Source organism: Arenimonas alkanexedens (genome assembly GCF_054781355.1).
Window position 1 is genome coordinate 220,197 of sequence record NZ_BAAGUO010000004.1, and the last position, 15,307, is coordinate 235,503.

The window sequence follows — 15,307 nt, forward strand, 5'->3', positions numbered from 1 at the left end:
CGAACCCGGATCAGAGCATCGGGATCAGCAGCAGGGCCACGATGTTGATGATCTTGATCAGCGGGTTGATGGCCGGGCCGGCGGTGTCCTTGTACGGGTCACCCACGGTGTCGCCGGTCACCGCGGCCTTGTGGGCCTCGCTGCCCTTGCCGCCGTGGTGGCCTTCCTCGATGTACTTCTTGGCGTTGTCCCAGGCGCCGCCGCCGGTGCACATCGAGATGGCCAGGAACAGGCCGGTCACGATGGTGCCCATCAGCAGGCCGCCCAGGGCGTCCGCGCCCAGGAACAGGCCGACCAGGATCGGGATGAACAGCGGCAGCATCGACGGGATGATCATTTCGCGGATCGCCGACTTGGTCAGCAGATCCACCGCCTTGTCGTACTGCGGCTTGCCGGTGCCTTCCATGATGCCGGGGATCTCGCGGAACTGGCGCCGCACTTCCTCGACCACCGCACCCGCGGCGCGGCCCACGGCCTGCATGGCGAAGGCGCCGAACAGGTAGGGAATCATGCCGCCGATCAGCAGGCCGATCACCACGTTCGGGTTGTCGATCGAGAAGTTCACTTCCCGGCCCGACTCCTGCAGCTTGTGGGCGTAGTCGGCGAACAGCACCAGCGCGGCCAGGCCGGCCGAACCGATGGCGTAACCCTTGGTCACGGCCTTGGTGGTGTTGCCCACCGCGTCCAGGGCGTCCGTGGTCTTGCGGATGTCCTTGTCCATGCCCGACATCTCGGCGATGCCGCCCGCGTTGTCGGTGATCGGGCCGTAGGCGTCGAGCGCCACCACCATGCCCGCCATCGACAGCATGGACGTGGCCGCGATGGCGATGCCGAACAGGCCGCCAATCTCGTAGCAGCTCCAGATCGCCGCCACCACGGCCAGCACCGGCGCCGCGGTCGACTTCATCGAGACCGCCAGGCCGGCGATCACGTTGGTGCCGTGGCCGGTTTCCGAAGCCTTGGCCACCTGCTGCACCGGGCCGTATTCGGTCGCGGTGTAGTACTCGGTGATCACGACCATGGCCGCGGTCAGCGCCAGGCCGATCAGGGCGCAGTAGAACAGCTGCGTGCCGGCACCGTCGGCGAACATGCTGTCGGTGACGAAGTAGAAAGCTATCGCCGCCAGCGCGCCCGAGACGCCCAGGCCGCGATAGAGCGCATTCATGATCTTGCCGCCGTCGCGCACCTTCACGAAGAAGGTACCGACGATCGAGGCCAGGATCGACACCGCGCCCAGCACCATCGGGTAGAGCACGCCGGCCCAGCCCCAGGTGGTGTAGAAGATGCCGGCGATCAGCATCGCCGCGATCACGGTCACCGCATAGGTTTCGAACAGGTCGGCCGCCATGCCGGCGCAGTCGCCGACGTTGTCGCCGACGTTGTCGGCGATCACGGCCGGGTTGCGCGGGTCATCTTCAGGAATGCCGGCTTCGACCTTGCCCACCAGGTCGGCACCGACGTCGGCGCCCTTGGTGAAGATGCCGCCGCCAAGGCGCGCGAAGATCGAGATCAGCGAGGAGCCAAACGCCAGGCCGATCATCGGCTGCAGCGCGGCATTCACCGCTTCGGCGGTCTGCACGCCGCTGCCGCCCAGGATGTACCAGAAGTAGCCGGCGACGCCGAGCAGGCCCAGGCCCACCACCAGCATGCCGGTGATCGCGCCGCCCTTGAAGCTGACGTTGAGCGCCGTGTTGAGGCTGACCGTGGCCGCCTGCGCCGTGCGCACGTTGGCGCGCACCGAGACGAACATGCCGATGAAGCCGGCCGCGCCGGACAGGATGGCGCCGATGGCAAAGCCAATGGCCGTGGGCCAGCCCAGCACCGGCAGGAAGCCGATGAGCAGGAACAGGACCACGCCGACGATGGCGATGGTCATGTACTGGCGCCGCAGGTAGGCGCCAGCGCCTTCCTGGATGGCCGCCGCGATTTCCTGCATTTTGGCGTTGCCGGCCGGTTGGCCGACGATCCATTTCGCGACCACGATGCCGTAAAGGATGGCGATCGCCGCACAGGCGAGCGCGAGGTGCAAACCGTATTGCTCAAACATGTAAACCCTCCCCAGAGTTCAGACACGGAACAAACATAAGCGGCCGATCGGCCGCCTCGCCCGAGTATGGCAAAGGGGGGAGGGGGAAGCCACACGGCCCGCCGGGCAGCCCCAGAGGGCGCGGCGGCGGGCCGAAACCGGGGGCTTACTCCCAGTCCGGGAGCTTCTTGGGCACCGGCACCAGCTTCAGGCGCACGTAGTCGGGCAGGCCGTCCTTGCGATAGGGCGGCGGCGCCTCGCCGCGCACCAGCGGCTCGAGGTACTGGCGGCAGGCGGCGGTGATGCCATAGCCGCTGCGGTCGATGAAGCCCTTGGGCATGGTCTTCTCGCGGTTGGCGATGCGGGCCACCGGGGCCGCTTCGATCTTCCAGCGATAGGGTTTCTGCGAGGTCCGGACGATCACCGGCATCACGCCGTTGCGGCCTTCCAGCGCGAAGTCCACTGCGGCCTGGCCCACCGCGAGGGCGTGCTCCAGGTCGGTCTTCGAAGCCAGGTGCCGGGCCGAACGCTGCAGGTAGTCGGGCACGGTCCAGTGCACCTTCAGGCCCAGCTTGTCCTTGACCGTGGCGGCCAGCAGCGGGCCGACGCCGCCCAGCTGCGAATGCCCGAAGGCGTCCTTGCCGCCGCCGGCATCGGCCACGAAGCGGCCGTCGGCGTGGCGCAGGCCCTCGGACACGACCACCACGCACCAGCCGACCGTCTTGACCACGTCCTGGACCCGGGCCAGGAACTTCGCCTCGTCGTAGGCGACCTCCGGGAACAGGATGACCTGGGGCGCGGCGTTCTTTTCAGTGGCCGCCAGGCCCGCGGCCGCAGCCAGCCAGCCGGCATGCCGGCCCATCACTTCATAGACGAAGACCTTGGTTGAGGTGTCGGCCATGGCCGCCACGTCCAGCGCGGCCTCGGCCACGGAGACGGCGGTGTATTTGGCCGCCGAGCCGAAGCCCGGGCAGCAGTCGGTGACCACCAGGTCGTTGTCCACCGTCTTGGGCACGCCGATGCAGGTCAGCGGATAGCCGGTGACCGCCGCCATCTGCGAGAGCTTGAGCGCGGTATCGGCCGAGTCGTTGCCGCCGTTGTAGAGGAACCAGCGCACGTCGTGGGCGTCGAAGACCTCCAGCAGGCGCTGGTACTTGGGCTGGTCCTCTTCGAGCGACTTGAGCTTGAACCGGCAGGACCCGAAGGCCCCGCCCGGGGTATGGGCCAGGGCCCGGATGTCGGCCGGGGATTCCTTGGAGGTATCCACCAGGTCCTCGCGCAGGGCGCCCAGGATGCCGTTGCGGGCGGCCAGGACCTTGACCTTGCGGCCGCGGGCGGCCTGGATGACCGCGCTGGCGGTGGCATTGATGACGGCGGTGACCCCGCCGGACTGTGCGTAGAGGAGCGTTCCCTTGCTCATGTTTTTCCTGCCTTCAATTGACTTGGACCTGTCCGGCCAGTAGCGTTTCCATATTCGCACGGCCAGTCAGCGGCCCCACTATAGCCAAACGGGGTGAGGACGGCGCCGTGCGTCCTTGTTTATAGGGGTTTTGAAGCATGCGACTGGTTCTCCTCGGCGCGCCCGGTTCGGGCAAGGGCACGCAGGCTTCGCGCCTGCGCGAACACCTGCAGGTGCCGCATATCTCCACCGGCGAGCTGCTGCGCGCCGCGGTCAAGGCGGGTTCGCCCCTGGGGCAGAAGGCCAAGGCCGTGATGGACGCCGGTGCGCTGGTTTCCGACGAGATCGTGCTGGGCATGCTCGAAGAGCGCCTGACCGCCGGCGACACCGCCAACGGCTTCATCCTCGACGGCTACCCGCGCAACCTGGCCCAGGCCAATGCCCTGGACAGTCTGTTGGCGCGCCTGGGCCAGCCGGTGGACATCGCCGTGCAGCTGGACGTGGATACCGAACTGCTGATCGACCGTCTCGCCGGTCGCGCCCAGGCCGAAAGCCGGGCCGACGACAGCCCGGACGCCGTGCGCCATCGCCTGACCGTCTACAACGAGGCGACCGCGCCGGTGGTCGACTTCTACCGCAACACCGGCCGCCTGGCCTGCGTTGACGGCGTGGGTGAAATAGACGCCGTGCTCCAGCGCATCATCGAAGTGCTGGCGCCTACGCCCGACCTGGGCTGACCGAGGCCGCGGCCTGGCCGCGGCGCGATACGTGAGCGCATGAAACTACACATCCTCGGCATCTGCGGCACCTTCATGGGCGGCGTGGCCGCGCTGGCGCGCGAGCTCGGCCATTCGGTCGACGGCTCCGACCAGAACGTGTACCCGCCCATGTCCACCCAGCTCGAAGCCTTGGGCATCGGCCTGTCCTCGGGCTACGCCGCCGAAAACCTGGCAGCCGACACCGATGTCGTCGTCGTCGGCAATGCGCTCTCGCGTGGCAACCCGGCAGTCGAACACGTACTTGATGCCGGCCTGAAATACACCTCGGGCGCGCAGTGGCTGAGCGACCACGTGCTGCCCGGCCGCCAGACCCTGGCCGTGGCCGGCACCCACGGCAAGACCACCACCACCTCGATCCTGGCCTGGCTGCTGGAAGCGGCCGGCCGCGGTCCCGGCTTCCTGGTCGGTGGCGTGCCGGAAAACTTCGGCCTCTCCGCCCGCCTGGGCCGCGGCCCCGACTTCGTGGTCGAGGCCGACGAATACGACACCGCGTTCTTCGACAAGCGCAGCAAGTTCGTGCACTACCGGCCGACGGTGGCGATCCTCAACAACCTTGAGTTCGACCACGCCGACATCTTTCCGGACCTTGCCGCGATCCAGCGCCAGTTCCACCATCTGGTGCGGATCGTGCCCGGCCGCGGCCGCCTGATCGTCAACGGCGAGGAAGAGAGCCTGGCGCAGGTGTTGGCCATGGGCTGCTGGACGCCGGTCGAGCGCTTCGGCCTGGACGGTGATTTCGACTGGACCGCACGCCTGCACGCCGCCGATGGCTCGCATTTCGACGTGCTGCACCGTGGCGAGGTGGTCGGCACCGTGCGCTGGTCGCTGTCGGGCCGGCACAGCGTGATGAATGGCCTGGCCGCGATCGCCGCCGCCAATGCGGTGGGCGCCGACCTGTCTCGGGCGATCCCGGCGCTGTCGGAGTTCGTCAGCGTCAAGCGCCGGATGGAGCGCCTGGGCGAGGCGCGCGGCGTCACCGTCTATGACGACTTCGCCCATCACCCGACCGCGATCCGCACCACGCTCGAGGGCCTGCGTGCCCGCGTCGGCGACGCGCGGATCCTGGTGGCGATGGAGCCGCGCAGCAATTCCATGCGGCTGGGCGCGCACGCCGCCGAGATCGCGCCTTCGCTGGCGCAGGCCGACGCCGTGGTGTTCCTGCATCGGCCGGAACTGGCCTGGGATGCCGGCAAGGTCGTCGCGGCGCTGCGTGGCGAAGGACAGGCCGTGGCCGGCGTTGATGAACTGATCACGGCGCTGTCCGAACGCGCGCAGCCGGGCGACCACGTCGTATTCATGTCCAACGGCGGCTTCGAAGGCGCGCCGCGTCGCTTCCTGGCCAGCTTGGCCGGCTGAGCGTGGACAGTCAGGCGCTGCCGCTGTTCCCGCTGTCCGCCGTGCTCTTTCCCGGCGGCCAGCTTTCGCTGCGGATCTTCGAGCCGCGCTATCTCGACCTGATCAAGGACTGCAGCCGCCGCGGCGAAGGCTTCGGTATCTGCCTGATCCTGGACGGCCGCGAGGCCGGCGAGCCGGCGATTCCCGTGGCGCTGGGCACCGAGGCAGTCATCGTGGATTTCGCGATGACCGATGACGGCCTGCTGGGAATCACGGTCGAAGGTCGTCGCCGTTTCCACGTCGAGCGCACGCGGGTGCGCGACGATGGCCTGCTGCTCGCCGACGTGGCCTGGCGGCCAGAACCTGACCCCGCGAAGCTGGGCGACGAATACGCGCTGCTGGCGGTGCTGCTGGCGCGAATCCTGGACAAGGCCGGCATCGAACACGACGGCGTCGGCAAGGGCTTGCTGGCCGACGCCGCCTACGTCGGCTGGCGCCTGGCCGAATGGCTGCCTTTGGAGCCTTCCGAACGCCAGCAGCTGCTGCAGTGGGACGATCCGCAGGCGCGCCTGCAGTGGTTGCTGGGCCGGCTGCCGGACTTCCAGCCCGAGTAAGCGGGGCTCAGGGGCTGGGCGGGCGCAGCCGCAGCACACGCTGGCCGTCGTCGCTGCGGGCGTCGAGGGCCGAGTCCAGGCCACGCACGTCCTTGCGCAGGGCTTCGAGCAGGGCGTCTTCGCCCGGCTGGGCCTGCCAGTAGCTGAAGAAATCGATGCGCCGGGTGAAGCGCAGCGTCTGCACCGTGCCGATCCAGACCCGTTCCGAGCCCGGCCGCAGGCGCAGCGGGGTGGCCCAGAGCCGCAGCACTTTCATCTCGCCGGCCTGCGCGCCCCGCCGCACCATCACCAGCGCCTCGGCGCGGCCCTGGTGGGTCGCCGGCAGCACCGGCAATTCGCGCGGCGTCACATCTTTGTCCAAGGTCTGCAGCAGGCCGGCCCAGCCGCCGGTACGGTAGTTTTCCCAGCCCGACAGCAGCAGTCGCGCGCGCACCGAATCCAGCGGCCCCGCCAGCTGCACGTTCAGCGGCCAGGCGTCGCGCCCGTGCATTTCATTCCGGCGCGCCGGCAGCTGCTGCTGCCAGCCATCGCGCCACCAGGCCTCGCCATCGATCCGTTCCGCCACCAGCGGCGGGTCGAAACGCGCCAGCAAGGTGTCGGCGCTGCGGCTGCCGTGCCAGCTGGCCATGCCCAGGATGGCGACGAAGAAGATGGTGGCGGTCGGCCGCACCCAGAACGAGCGCACCACGCGGCTGCGGTAGGCGATGCCCAGCGCCGCGATCCACAGCAGGCCCAGCAGGATGCCGGCCAGCACGTCGCTGAGCCAGTGCGCGCCCAGGTACAGGCGCGAGAAGCCGAGCAGGGTGACCGCCAGCGCCGCCACCACATAGGGCCACACGCGGCGCCGGCCCGGCAGTTCGCGCGCGATCAGCACGGCGAAGAAGCCGTAGACCACGGTGGACATCGTGACCGACGCCGACGGGAAGCTGAAGCCGAGCACGGCGGTGGACGCCGGTGGTTTCGGCATATCCAGCAAATAGCCCAGGAACCAGGTCAGCACCATTCCGAACGCCGGCGCGGCCAGCCAGTGCCAGGCGGCGACGTGGCGCTTGCGCCACAGCAGCCAGGCGAACACGCCCAGCACGGCCGGCGCCAGCACCACCGCATCGCCCAGCGTGGCCAGGAAGGCCATGGCGGTGTCGGCCAAGGGATTGCGCAGGCCGAACATCAGGTGATGCACCGTCAGGTCCAGCTGCGAGGGTGCGCTGCCGCCGCCGACCGAGATCAAAATGCTGAAGAAGCCCCAGCCCGCCGCCAGTAGCACCACGCCGAGCAGCAGCAGCGAGGCCGACTCGGGCCGGTTCGGGTCAATCAGCGCCTCGGAGTACTTGCCCAGCACCGGGTGCCGGTGCGACCAGGCCAGGGCGCGTTCGATCATTCCGGTGGTGTGCGCGCCCAGCCAGCGCCAGCTGTAGAACACCAGCGCCCAGATCCCGGCCACCAGCACCAGCACCACCGCCAGCACTACGGCCAGCCGCCCCGCGACCGCGGCAACCAGGTCCAGCGACGTACCGAACACCCAGCCCGGCGCCAGGAAGGTGGCCGACCAGACCGCCGCCGCGAGGGCGCTGGCGGGCACGTACTGGCGCAGCTTCATCTTCAGGATGCCGGCGATTGCCGGCACGAAGGGCCGGATGGCGCCGATGTAGCGGGCCATCACGATCGACTTCATGCCGTGGCGCTTGAAGGTGGTTTCGCCGCGCTCGAGCCACTGCGGATGCTTGCGGAAGGGCCAGCGCTGGCGCAGCTGGGGGCCGTAGCGATTCCCGATCCAGTAGCTGATGCCGTCGCCGGCGAAGGCGCCCAGGGTGGCGCAGGCCAGCGCGTAGGTGCCGTCCACATGGCCCAGGCCGACCAGGGTGCCGACCGCAAACAGCAGCGGCACCGCCGGGATCGCCACGCCGACGATGACCAGCGCGTCGCCGAAAGCGATCAGGAAGATGACCAGACCCGCCGCGATCGGGTTTTGACCGATCCAGGTGACGAGTGCTTCCAAGCGGGCGGAATCCATGGCCGGGATTATAGGCCGGCCATCACGGCCTCCGGTTTACACTGCGAACAAAGTTCAGGAGCGAGACATGACCGACCTTCGTGGCAAGACCCTTTTCATCACCGGCGCCTCGCGCGGCATCGGCCTCGCCATCGCGCTGCGGGCGGCCCGTGACGGCGCCAACGTGGCCATTGCCGCCAAGTCCAGTGTCGCCAACCCCAAGCTGCCGGGCACCATCCACACCGCCGCGGCCGCCGTGGATGCCGCGGGTGGCCAGGGCCTGGCCCTGCAGTGCGACATCCGTGAAGAAGACCAGGTGCAGGCCGCCGTAGCCGCCACGGTCGCGCGCTTCGGCGGCATCGACATCCTGGTCAACAACGCCAGCGCCATTTGGCTCAAAGGTGCGCTGGAAACGCCGATGAAGCGCTACGACCTGATGCAGCAGGTCAACAGCCGCGGCAGCTTCCTCTGCGCCCAGCATTGCCTGCCGCACCTGCTCAAGGCCCCGAATCCGCACATCCTGACCCTGGCCCCGCCGATCAACCTCGACCCGAAGTGGTGGGGCCCGCATACCGGCTATACGCTGGCGAAGATGGGCATGAGCTTCGTCACCCTGGGCCTGGCCGCGGAGTTCGGGCCGCAGGGCGTGGCGGTGAACGCGCTGTGGCCGCGCACCGTCATCGCCACCGACGCGCTGAAAATGATCCCTGGCGTGCAGGTGGAAGGCTGCCGCACGCCGGAGATCATGGCCGACGCCGCGCACGCCGTATTGACCACCCCCGCTGCTGGCTTCAGCGGACAGTTCCTGGTGGATGAAACCGTCCTGCGCCAGCACGGCAAGACCGACTTCAGCGGCTATGCGGTGGATCCCTCGCAGCCGCTGCTGCCGGACCTGTTCCTGGATGACGCCGAACTCGAGGAGGCCCTGCGCCGATGAAATACCTGCACGCCATGGTCCGGGTCCGCGACCTGGACGCTTCGATGGCCTTCTTCCGCGACGCCCTGGGCCTGGTGGAAACGCGCCGCCGCGATTACCCGCAGTCGCGCTTCACCCTGGTCTACCTCGCCGCACCGGCGAACCCGGAGTCCGAAGTCGAGCTGACCTACAACTACGACGTCGAGGACTATGGCTCGGCCCGCAATTTCGGCCACCTGGCCTTCGAAGTGGACGACATCTACGCCGCCTGCGAGCGCCTGCAGTTGCACGGGGTGCTGATCAGCCGGCCGCCGCGCGACGGCCGGATGGCCTTCGTGCGCTCGCCCGACCTGATCTCGATCGAATTGCTGCAAAAGGGCGAGGCGCTGGCGCCGGCCGAGCCCTGGCTGTCGATGCCGAACACTGGCCAGTGGTGAATCAGGCGGCGGGCAGGGCCTTGCCGCAGCGTCGGCAGTGCGAGGCGTCGAGTTCATGCTCGGCCAGCGCGCAGCCCGGGCAGGCCACCTTGCGGCGTTCGCGCATGCCGGCCACCAGTTCGGCCGAATAGATACCGGTCGGCACGGCGATGATGCCGTAGCCGATCAGGATCAGCACCGAGGTCACGAAGCGGCCGATCGGCGTCAGCGGCGTGATGTCGCCGAAGCCCACCGTAGCCATCGTGCCGATCGCCCAGTACATGCCGACCGGAATGCTGGTGTAGCCGCTGGCCGGCCCCTCGATGACGTACATGGTGGCGCCGAAGATGACCGCCAGCGTCAGCGCCGTCATCAGGAACACCAGGATCTTGCCGCGCGAACGGTAGAGCGCTTCGACCATCACGCCGCCGGCCTGGGTGTATTCCATCAGCTTGAGCACGCGGAAGATGCGCAGGATGCGCAGCATCCGCACCACCAGCAGCGCCTGGCTGCCGGGCAGCAGCAGCGACAGGTAGGTGGGCAGCAGTGACAGCAGGTCAATGACGCCGTAGAAGCTGCGCGCGTAGCGCAGCGGGCGCTTCACCACCGCCAGCCGCACCACGTATTCCACCGTGAACAGCAGGGTGAAGCCCCATTCGAGGGCGTAGAACAGATCGCCCCAGCGGGCATGCAGATGCGCTTCGCTGTCCAGGATGACCACGGCGACGCTGGCGATGATGGCGCCGATCAGCAGCAGGTCGAAGCGTCGGGACGGGCCTGGGTCGTGGTGGAAGATGATGTGGAACCAGCGCGCGCGCCAGCCCGTTGGCACGGCCGACTCGAAGCGTTTTGACAGCGGCGGCAGGGGCGGGCTCACGCGCCGGCGGCGTCCAGGGCCTGGCGGAAATCGGCCAGCAGGTCGTCGGGGTGCTCCAGGCCGACCGACACGCGCAGCAGATTCTGCGCCGTGTGGGGATGGGCGCCTTCCACCGACGCCCGGTGTTCGACCAGGGTCTCCGGTCCGCCCAGCGAGGTGGCGTTGATCGCCAGCTTCAGCGCGCCCGCCACCCGCAGCGCCGCCTCGCGGCCGCCCTTGAGCTGGAAGCTGAGCATGCCGCCGAAGTCCGACATCTGGAGCTGCGCCACGACGTGGCCGGGATGTGTCGCCAGCCCCGGGTAGTGAACCGCTTCCACCGCCGGGTGCGCGTCCAGCGCCTCGGCCAGGGCGCGCGCATTGCGGCAGTGCCAGGCCATGCGGGCAGGCAGGGAACGCGCGCCACGCAGGATCAGCCAGGCGCTGAACGGCGCCAGGATATTGCCGGTGACGTGGCGGCGATGCGCTACGCGCGCATGCAGCTCGTCTGTGCGCGCGAATACCAGCGCGCCACCCATCACGTCGCTGTGGCCGCCCAGGTATTTGGTGGTCGAGTGCATCACCACGTCGGCGCCCAAGGCCAGCGGGCGCTGGAGTACCGGCGTGGCGAAGGTGTTGTCGCAGGCCAGCAGGGCGCCGTGCTCGCGCGCCAGGTCTGACAGCGCGGCCAGGTCGCTGACCTCGAGCCGCGGATTCGACGGCGTTTCGACCCAGATCAGTCGGGTCTCGGGCCGCAGCGCGGCGCGAACCGCCGCCGGGTCGCGCATATCCACCGCGCTGCCGCTGACGCCACGCTCGGGCAGGAACTCGTTCGCCAGGGTGCGCAGGCCGGTGTAGCAATCGCGCGGGTAGAGGAAGTGACTGCCCGCAGGCAGGGATTCGAGCAGGCAGTTCATTGCCGCCATGCCCGAGCCGAAGGCCAGCGCGGCGCTGCCGCCCTCCATCGCCGCCAGCGCGGTTTCCAGGCGGTCCTGGGTCGGGTTCTGTTCGCGCTGGTATTCGTAGCCGGCGCGGCGTTCGCCGGCCGGGCCATGCCGGAAGGTCGTGGCCAGGTGGATCGGGGGCGCGACCGCGCCGGTTTCGGCGTCCGGTTCGCCGCCGGCGTGCACAGCCAGGGTTTCGATGCGGGTCATGCGGGCGGCTCCGGTGGCGTGGGGATCAGGCGCGGACTTCGCGGAAGGCTTCGCGGGCGGCGTCGAAAGTGTGCTGCAGTTCGGCCTCGCCGTGGGCGGCCGACAGGAACCCGGCCTCGAAGGCCGAGGGCGCGAAGTAGACGCCGCGCTTGAGCATGGCGTGGAAGAAGCGCTTGAAGGCGTTGGCATCGCTGGCCATCGCGTCCTCGAAGGTTTCAACCTGGCGCTCGCTGAAATACAGGCCGAACATGCCGCAGGTGCGGGTGGTGGTGACGCTGACGCCGGCCTCGCGGGCCGCGGCTTCGAGGCCATCGCACAGGACGTGGGTGTTGGCTTCGAGCTTTTCGTGGAAGCCCGGCGCCTGGATCAGCGCCAGCGTGGCCAGGCCGGCGGCCATCGCCACCGGATTGCCGCTGAGCGTGCCCGCCTGGTAGATCGGGCCGGCCGGTGCGATCTGCTGCATCAGGTCCGCGCGGCCGCCGTAGGCGCCCACCGGCATGCCGCCGCCGATGATCTTGCCGAAGGTGCTCAGGTCGGGCGTGACGCCGTAGCGTGCCTGGGCGCCGCCAAGCGCGACCCGGAAGCCGGTCATCACTTCGTCGAAAATCAGGATCGCGCCGTGCTTCGTGCACAGCTCGCGCAGATGCTGCAGGTAGCCCTCGCGCGGCAGGATGCAGTTGGCGTTGCCGACGATGGGCTCGACGATCACGCCGGCGATCTCGTCGCCGACCTCCGTGAACAGCTTGGTCGCGGCTTCAAAGTCGTTGTAGGGCAGGGTGAGCGTCAGGTCGGCCAGCGCCTTGGGCACGCCCGGTGAATTGGGCAGGCCGAAGGTGAGCGCGCCGGAGCCGGCCTTGACCAGGAAACTGTCGCCGTGGCCGTGGTAGCAGCCTTCGAACTTGAGGATGCGGGTGCGGCCGGTGGCGCCGCGCGCGAGCCGGATTGCCGACAGCGTGGCCTCGGTGCCCGAGTTCACCATGCGCATCATTTCCATGGACGGCACCAGCTTGCGCACGGTCTCGGCCATGGTCACTTCCAGCGCATTGGGCACGCCGAAACTCAGCCCGTCCGCCATGGTGCGCGACACGGCGGCCAGCACCTCGGGATGCGCGTGCCCGGCGATCATCGGACCCCAGCTGCCGATGTAGTCCACGTAGCGATTGCCGTCGACGTCGATCAGATAGGCGCCTTCGGCGCGCTTGGCAAAGAAGGGTTCGCCGCCGACCGACTTGAACGCGCGCACCGGCGAGTTCACGCCGCCGGGCATCAGCGCCAGGGCGCGGGTGAAGAGGTCGTGGCTGGTCGCGGTGTTCATGGCTTTACTCAATGAGGAGAGGTTCGAAGGCGCGCTGGAAGGCACGCACGGCGGCGATCGGGTCGGGCTGGTCGAAAACCCCGCCGATGACGGCCAGCAGGTCGGCACCGGCGGCCACCAGGCTGCGGGCATTGTCCGGGGTGATGCCGCCGATGGCCACCCGCGGCAGGCCCAGGTGGGCGCTTTGGGTCAGCAGCTGCGGGTCGGCGCGCCGGGCCAGGGGTTTGGTGCCGGAAGCGAAGAAGGCGCCGAAGGCCACATAGCTGGCCCCGGCTGCGGCCGCGCGCTCGGCGAGGGCCATCTGGTCATAGCAGGACGCGCCCAGCAGGGCTGCGGGGCCCAGGGCCGCGCGCGCGGCGGCGATCGAGCCGTCGTCCTGACCCAGGTGCGCGCCTGACGCGCCCAGTTCGGCGGCCAGGCGCCAGTTGTCGTTGACCAGCAGCGGGATGCCCAGCGCGCGGCAGGCCGGCAGCAGTGCCGCGACCTGTTCGCGCTGCAGGCCGGCCGCAGCGGCCTTGTTGCGGTACTGCAGCAGCGCCGGTCCGGCCGCCAGCGTCGGCAGCACGCGCGCAAGCAGGCGGGCGGTGTCGGGCTCGTCGGGGGTGATCAGGTATAGGCCGCGGCGCGGCCAGGTTGACGGGGCGTTCATTTCAGGGAGGCCAATGGAATGCGAGAATGATAGCGGTCCCCGAGTCGCGAGAATGAAATGAGCACGAGCACCACCGCCGCCTACCGCACCTGGATGTGCGTCGTCTGTGGCTGGATGTACAGCGAAGCCGACGGCTCGCCCGACGAGGGCATTGCGCCCGGGACGCGCTGGGAAGACATTCCGGAAACGTGGGTTTGCCCCGATTGCGGCGTCAGCAAGGACGACTTCGAAATGGTGCCGGTCGGCTGAGCCGACTGCACTAGTTAAGCCGCGCGCTGCCGCTACCCAGTTCGATCAGGGCGGTGCGGACGATGTCGAGGTCATCGGCCTCGGGCAGCAGCTGCAGGTAGCGCGCCAGGTCTTCGCGTGCGCCCTTGGCATAGCCCATTTCGCGATAGGCCAGGCCCCGGTCGCGCAGCGCTTCGGCGGTGTCGGGGGAAAGCTTGAGCAGGCGATCGGCGCTGCGCGCCACGCGCTCCCAGTCGCCGCGCTCCAGGTAGAGGCCCTTCAGGTTGCGCAGCATGCGCATCAGGATCATGCGGTTCGTGGCCGGCGCCAGAATCTGCAGCAGCTGCTGGTCGTCGGGCGTCTGCCCGCCAAGATGTGGCGATGCGCGCTCGCGCAGTTCTTCGGCGGTGACCGGGCGGCCCCGGTTGTAGGGGTCGAGCACCAGGATGCCGTCGTCCACCGGCAGCCGCACCAGGAAGTGCCCCGGGAACGAGATGCCGTCCAGCGGCATGCCGAGGCGACGCGTGACTTCCATCTGGATGACGGCCAGCGAGATCGGAATTCCAAGTTTCCGGTCCACTACCTCGTTGAGATAGCTGTTGCGCGGATCGTCGTACTGCGCGTTGTTGCCGGCAAAGCCGATTTCTTCGAACAAATAGCGGTTGATGGCGGTCAGGCGTGCGGGCAGGTCAATGTCCTGTTCCAGCTGCGGACGCAGCGCGGCGGCGTAGGTGTCCACCTGGGCCGCGTAGCCGCCGGCATCGAGGTCGGGATATTCGTCGCGCGCGATCAGCAGGGCCGTGTCCAGCAGCGGCAGCTCGTCGTCGCCCAGCGTAGCGAGGGCGTTCCAGTCCGGCAGGGCGTGGGGATTGGTCATGCCAGTCATGTGGTTCCCCTCGGGGCGTGAATCAAGGTGCGCCGCGCTCCGGAATGCCGGGACCGAGCACCAGCTCATCGCCCGGCACGACGCCCAGTCTGGCGGCGGTGCCGGCGTTTAGCTCGAGCACGTAGACCGCTGGTGCATTGCTCGGATACGGCGGGCAACGGTCACCGAGCGAGCAGGGCGGCACGCCCTTGCGGGCGGTCACCAGCTGCCGGTCGGCATCAAAGTAGAGGATATCGAGCGGGATCCGGGTGTTCTTCATCCAGAACGCCAGGGGGCGTTCGACGTCGTAGACGAAAAGCATGCCGGCATCGGGCGCCATGCTGTCGCGGAACATCAGGCCGCGGTTGCGCTCGCCTTCGTCGTCGGCGATTTCCACGCTGAAGCGCTCACCGCGCAATTCGACCCAAGGCTTGCCGGATGCAGCGCAGCCCAGCAGTGGCGCCAGCATCAGCAGGCTCAGTAAAAGTCGAAAACGGCGCATATCAAGCTCCAGCGGGGGATGTCGTGACGTTCCGGGAAGGGCCTCAGGCCTGTCAAGCGAAGAGGGGGCTTCCCAAATCCGAAAGCTTCATCTATTCTTCGCGGCCCTTCACCCCTCAGGCCACTTGGCCGGGACGGCGAGGGGGTGAAAAAAGGACGGTTTAGGGTGTTGACGTCCTACGAAACTGCTCTATAATGTGCGGCTCCCTTGAGCGAAACGCCTTGGGACGCGGCAGCCGGAAGGCGCCGCAAGCTGACGATCTTTGA

At 68.7% G+C, this 15,307-nt stretch carries 15 protein-coding genes; 6 read left to right on the forward strand and 9 right to left on the reverse strand.

What is annotated here, in order from left to right; genetic code table 11:
- Positions 1-10 precede the first annotated feature (10 nt).
- Together ACYVGY_RS10855 and ACYVGY_RS10860 are read right to left on the reverse strand one after the other, a co-directional pair.
- Positions 11-2,047, reverse strand: coding sequence for a sodium-translocating pyrophosphatase (locus ACYVGY_RS10855; RefSeq protein WP_460457507.1), 2,037 nt, complete (start codon positions 2,045-2,047; stop codon positions 11-13).
- A 145-nt stretch (positions 2,048-2,192) separates the two neighbouring features.
- Positions 2,193-3,446, reverse strand: a complete 1,254-nt coding sequence (locus tag ACYVGY_RS10860) for a 6-phosphofructokinase (protein WP_460457508.1) — start codon at positions 3,444-3,446, stop codon at positions 2,193-2,195.
- A gap of 137 nt (positions 3,447-3,583) precedes the next feature.
- On the opposite strand from ACYVGY_RS10860, the gene ACYVGY_RS10865 reads away from it, so the two are divergent.
- From ACYVGY_RS10865 to ACYVGY_RS10875, 3 genes are read left to right on the forward strand one after another with little or no spacing between them, the layout of a single operon-like run.
- The gene (locus tag ACYVGY_RS10865; protein ID WP_460457509.1) at positions 3,584-4,162 is read left to right on the forward strand and encodes an adenylate kinase; all 579 of its coding nucleotides are present in this window, start codon (positions 3,584-3,586) and stop codon (positions 4,160-4,162) included.
- A 39-nt stretch (positions 4,163-4,201) separates the two neighbouring features.
- The gene (gene mpl, locus ACYVGY_RS10870) at positions 4,202-5,560 is read left to right on the forward strand and encodes a UDP-N-acetylmuramate:L-alanyl-gamma-D-glutamyl-meso-diaminopimelate ligase (RefSeq protein WP_460457510.1); all 1,359 of its coding nucleotides are present in this window, start codon (positions 4,202-4,204) and stop codon (positions 5,558-5,560) included.
- A complete protein-coding gene (locus tag ACYVGY_RS10875; RefSeq protein ID WP_460457523.1) occupies positions 5,557-6,153 on the forward strand; it encodes an LON peptidase substrate-binding domain-containing protein in 597 nt (198 codons plus the stop codon). Before mpl ends, ACYVGY_RS10875 begins: the two co-directional genes overlap by 4 nt.
- 7 nt (positions 6,154-6,160) lie before the next feature.
- Here ACYVGY_RS10875 and ACYVGY_RS10880 read toward each other — a convergent pair whose 3' ends face one another.
- Positions 6,161-8,149 (reverse strand): bifunctional DedA family/phosphatase PAP2 family protein, encoded by a 1,989-nt coding sequence (locus ACYVGY_RS10880; RefSeq protein ID WP_460457511.1) that lies wholly within the window; start codon positions 8,147-8,149, stop codon positions 6,161-6,163.
- Between the two features lie 82 nt (positions 8,150-8,231).
- On the opposite strand from ACYVGY_RS10880, the gene ACYVGY_RS10885 reads away from it, so the two are divergent.
- Positions 8,232-9,080 carry an SDR family oxidoreductase gene (locus ACYVGY_RS10885; protein WP_460457512.1) on the forward strand — a complete coding sequence of 283 codons (849 nt, stop codon included), beginning with the start codon at positions 8,232-8,234 and terminating at the stop codon, positions 9,078-9,080.
- Entirely contained in the window at positions 9,077-9,496 is a 420-nt protein-coding gene (locus tag ACYVGY_RS10890; RefSeq protein ID WP_460457513.1) for a VOC family protein, read from the forward strand. The genes ACYVGY_RS10885 and ACYVGY_RS10890 overlap by 4 nt, the downstream gene beginning before the upstream one ends.
- Position 9,497: 1 nt before the next feature.
- On the opposite strand, the gene ACYVGY_RS10895 is transcribed toward ACYVGY_RS10890, so the two are convergent.
- From ACYVGY_RS10895 to thiE, 4 genes are read right to left on the reverse strand one after another with little or no spacing between them, the layout of a single operon-like run.
- Entirely contained in the window at positions 9,498-10,340 is an 843-nt protein-coding gene (locus tag ACYVGY_RS10895) for an ion transporter (protein ID WP_460457524.1), read from the reverse strand.
- An 8-nt stretch (positions 10,341-10,348) separates the two neighbouring features.
- Entirely contained in the window at positions 10,349-11,482 is a 1,134-nt protein-coding gene (locus ACYVGY_RS10900; RefSeq protein ID WP_460457514.1) for a trans-sulfuration enzyme family protein, read from the reverse strand.
- 25 nt (positions 11,483-11,507) lie between these two features.
- Positions 11,508-12,797: a glutamate-1-semialdehyde 2,1-aminomutase gene (hemL, locus tag ACYVGY_RS10905; protein ID WP_460457515.1), complete on the reverse strand. Its 1,290-nt coding sequence runs from the start codon at positions 12,795-12,797 to the stop codon at positions 11,508-11,510.
- Positions 12,798-12,801: 4 nt separating this feature from the next.
- On the reverse strand, positions 12,802-13,446 hold the full coding sequence (gene thiE / locus ACYVGY_RS10910) for a thiamine phosphate synthase (RefSeq protein WP_460457516.1): 645 nt from the start codon (positions 13,444-13,446) through the stop codon (positions 12,802-12,804).
- Between the two features lie 57 nt (positions 13,447-13,503).
- Here thiE and ACYVGY_RS10915 point away from each other — a divergent pair, with 57 nt between their 5' ends.
- Positions 13,504-13,695 (forward strand): rubredoxin, encoded by a 192-nt coding sequence (locus tag ACYVGY_RS10915; protein WP_460457517.1) that lies wholly within the window; start codon positions 13,504-13,506, stop codon positions 13,693-13,695.
- A gap of 10 nt (positions 13,696-13,705) precedes the next feature.
- On the opposite strand, the gene ACYVGY_RS10920 is transcribed toward ACYVGY_RS10915, so the two are convergent.
- The gene (locus tag ACYVGY_RS10920; protein ID WP_460457525.1) at positions 13,706-14,551 is read right to left on the reverse strand and encodes a SirB1 family protein; all 846 of its coding nucleotides are present in this window, start codon (positions 14,549-14,551) and stop codon (positions 13,706-13,708) included.
- A 31-nt stretch (positions 14,552-14,582) separates the two neighbouring features.
- Positions 14,583-15,041, reverse strand: a complete 459-nt coding sequence (locus ACYVGY_RS10925) for a DUF192 domain-containing protein (protein ID WP_460457518.1) — start codon at positions 15,039-15,041, stop codon at positions 14,583-14,585.
- Positions 15,042-15,307 lie beyond the last annotated feature (266 nt).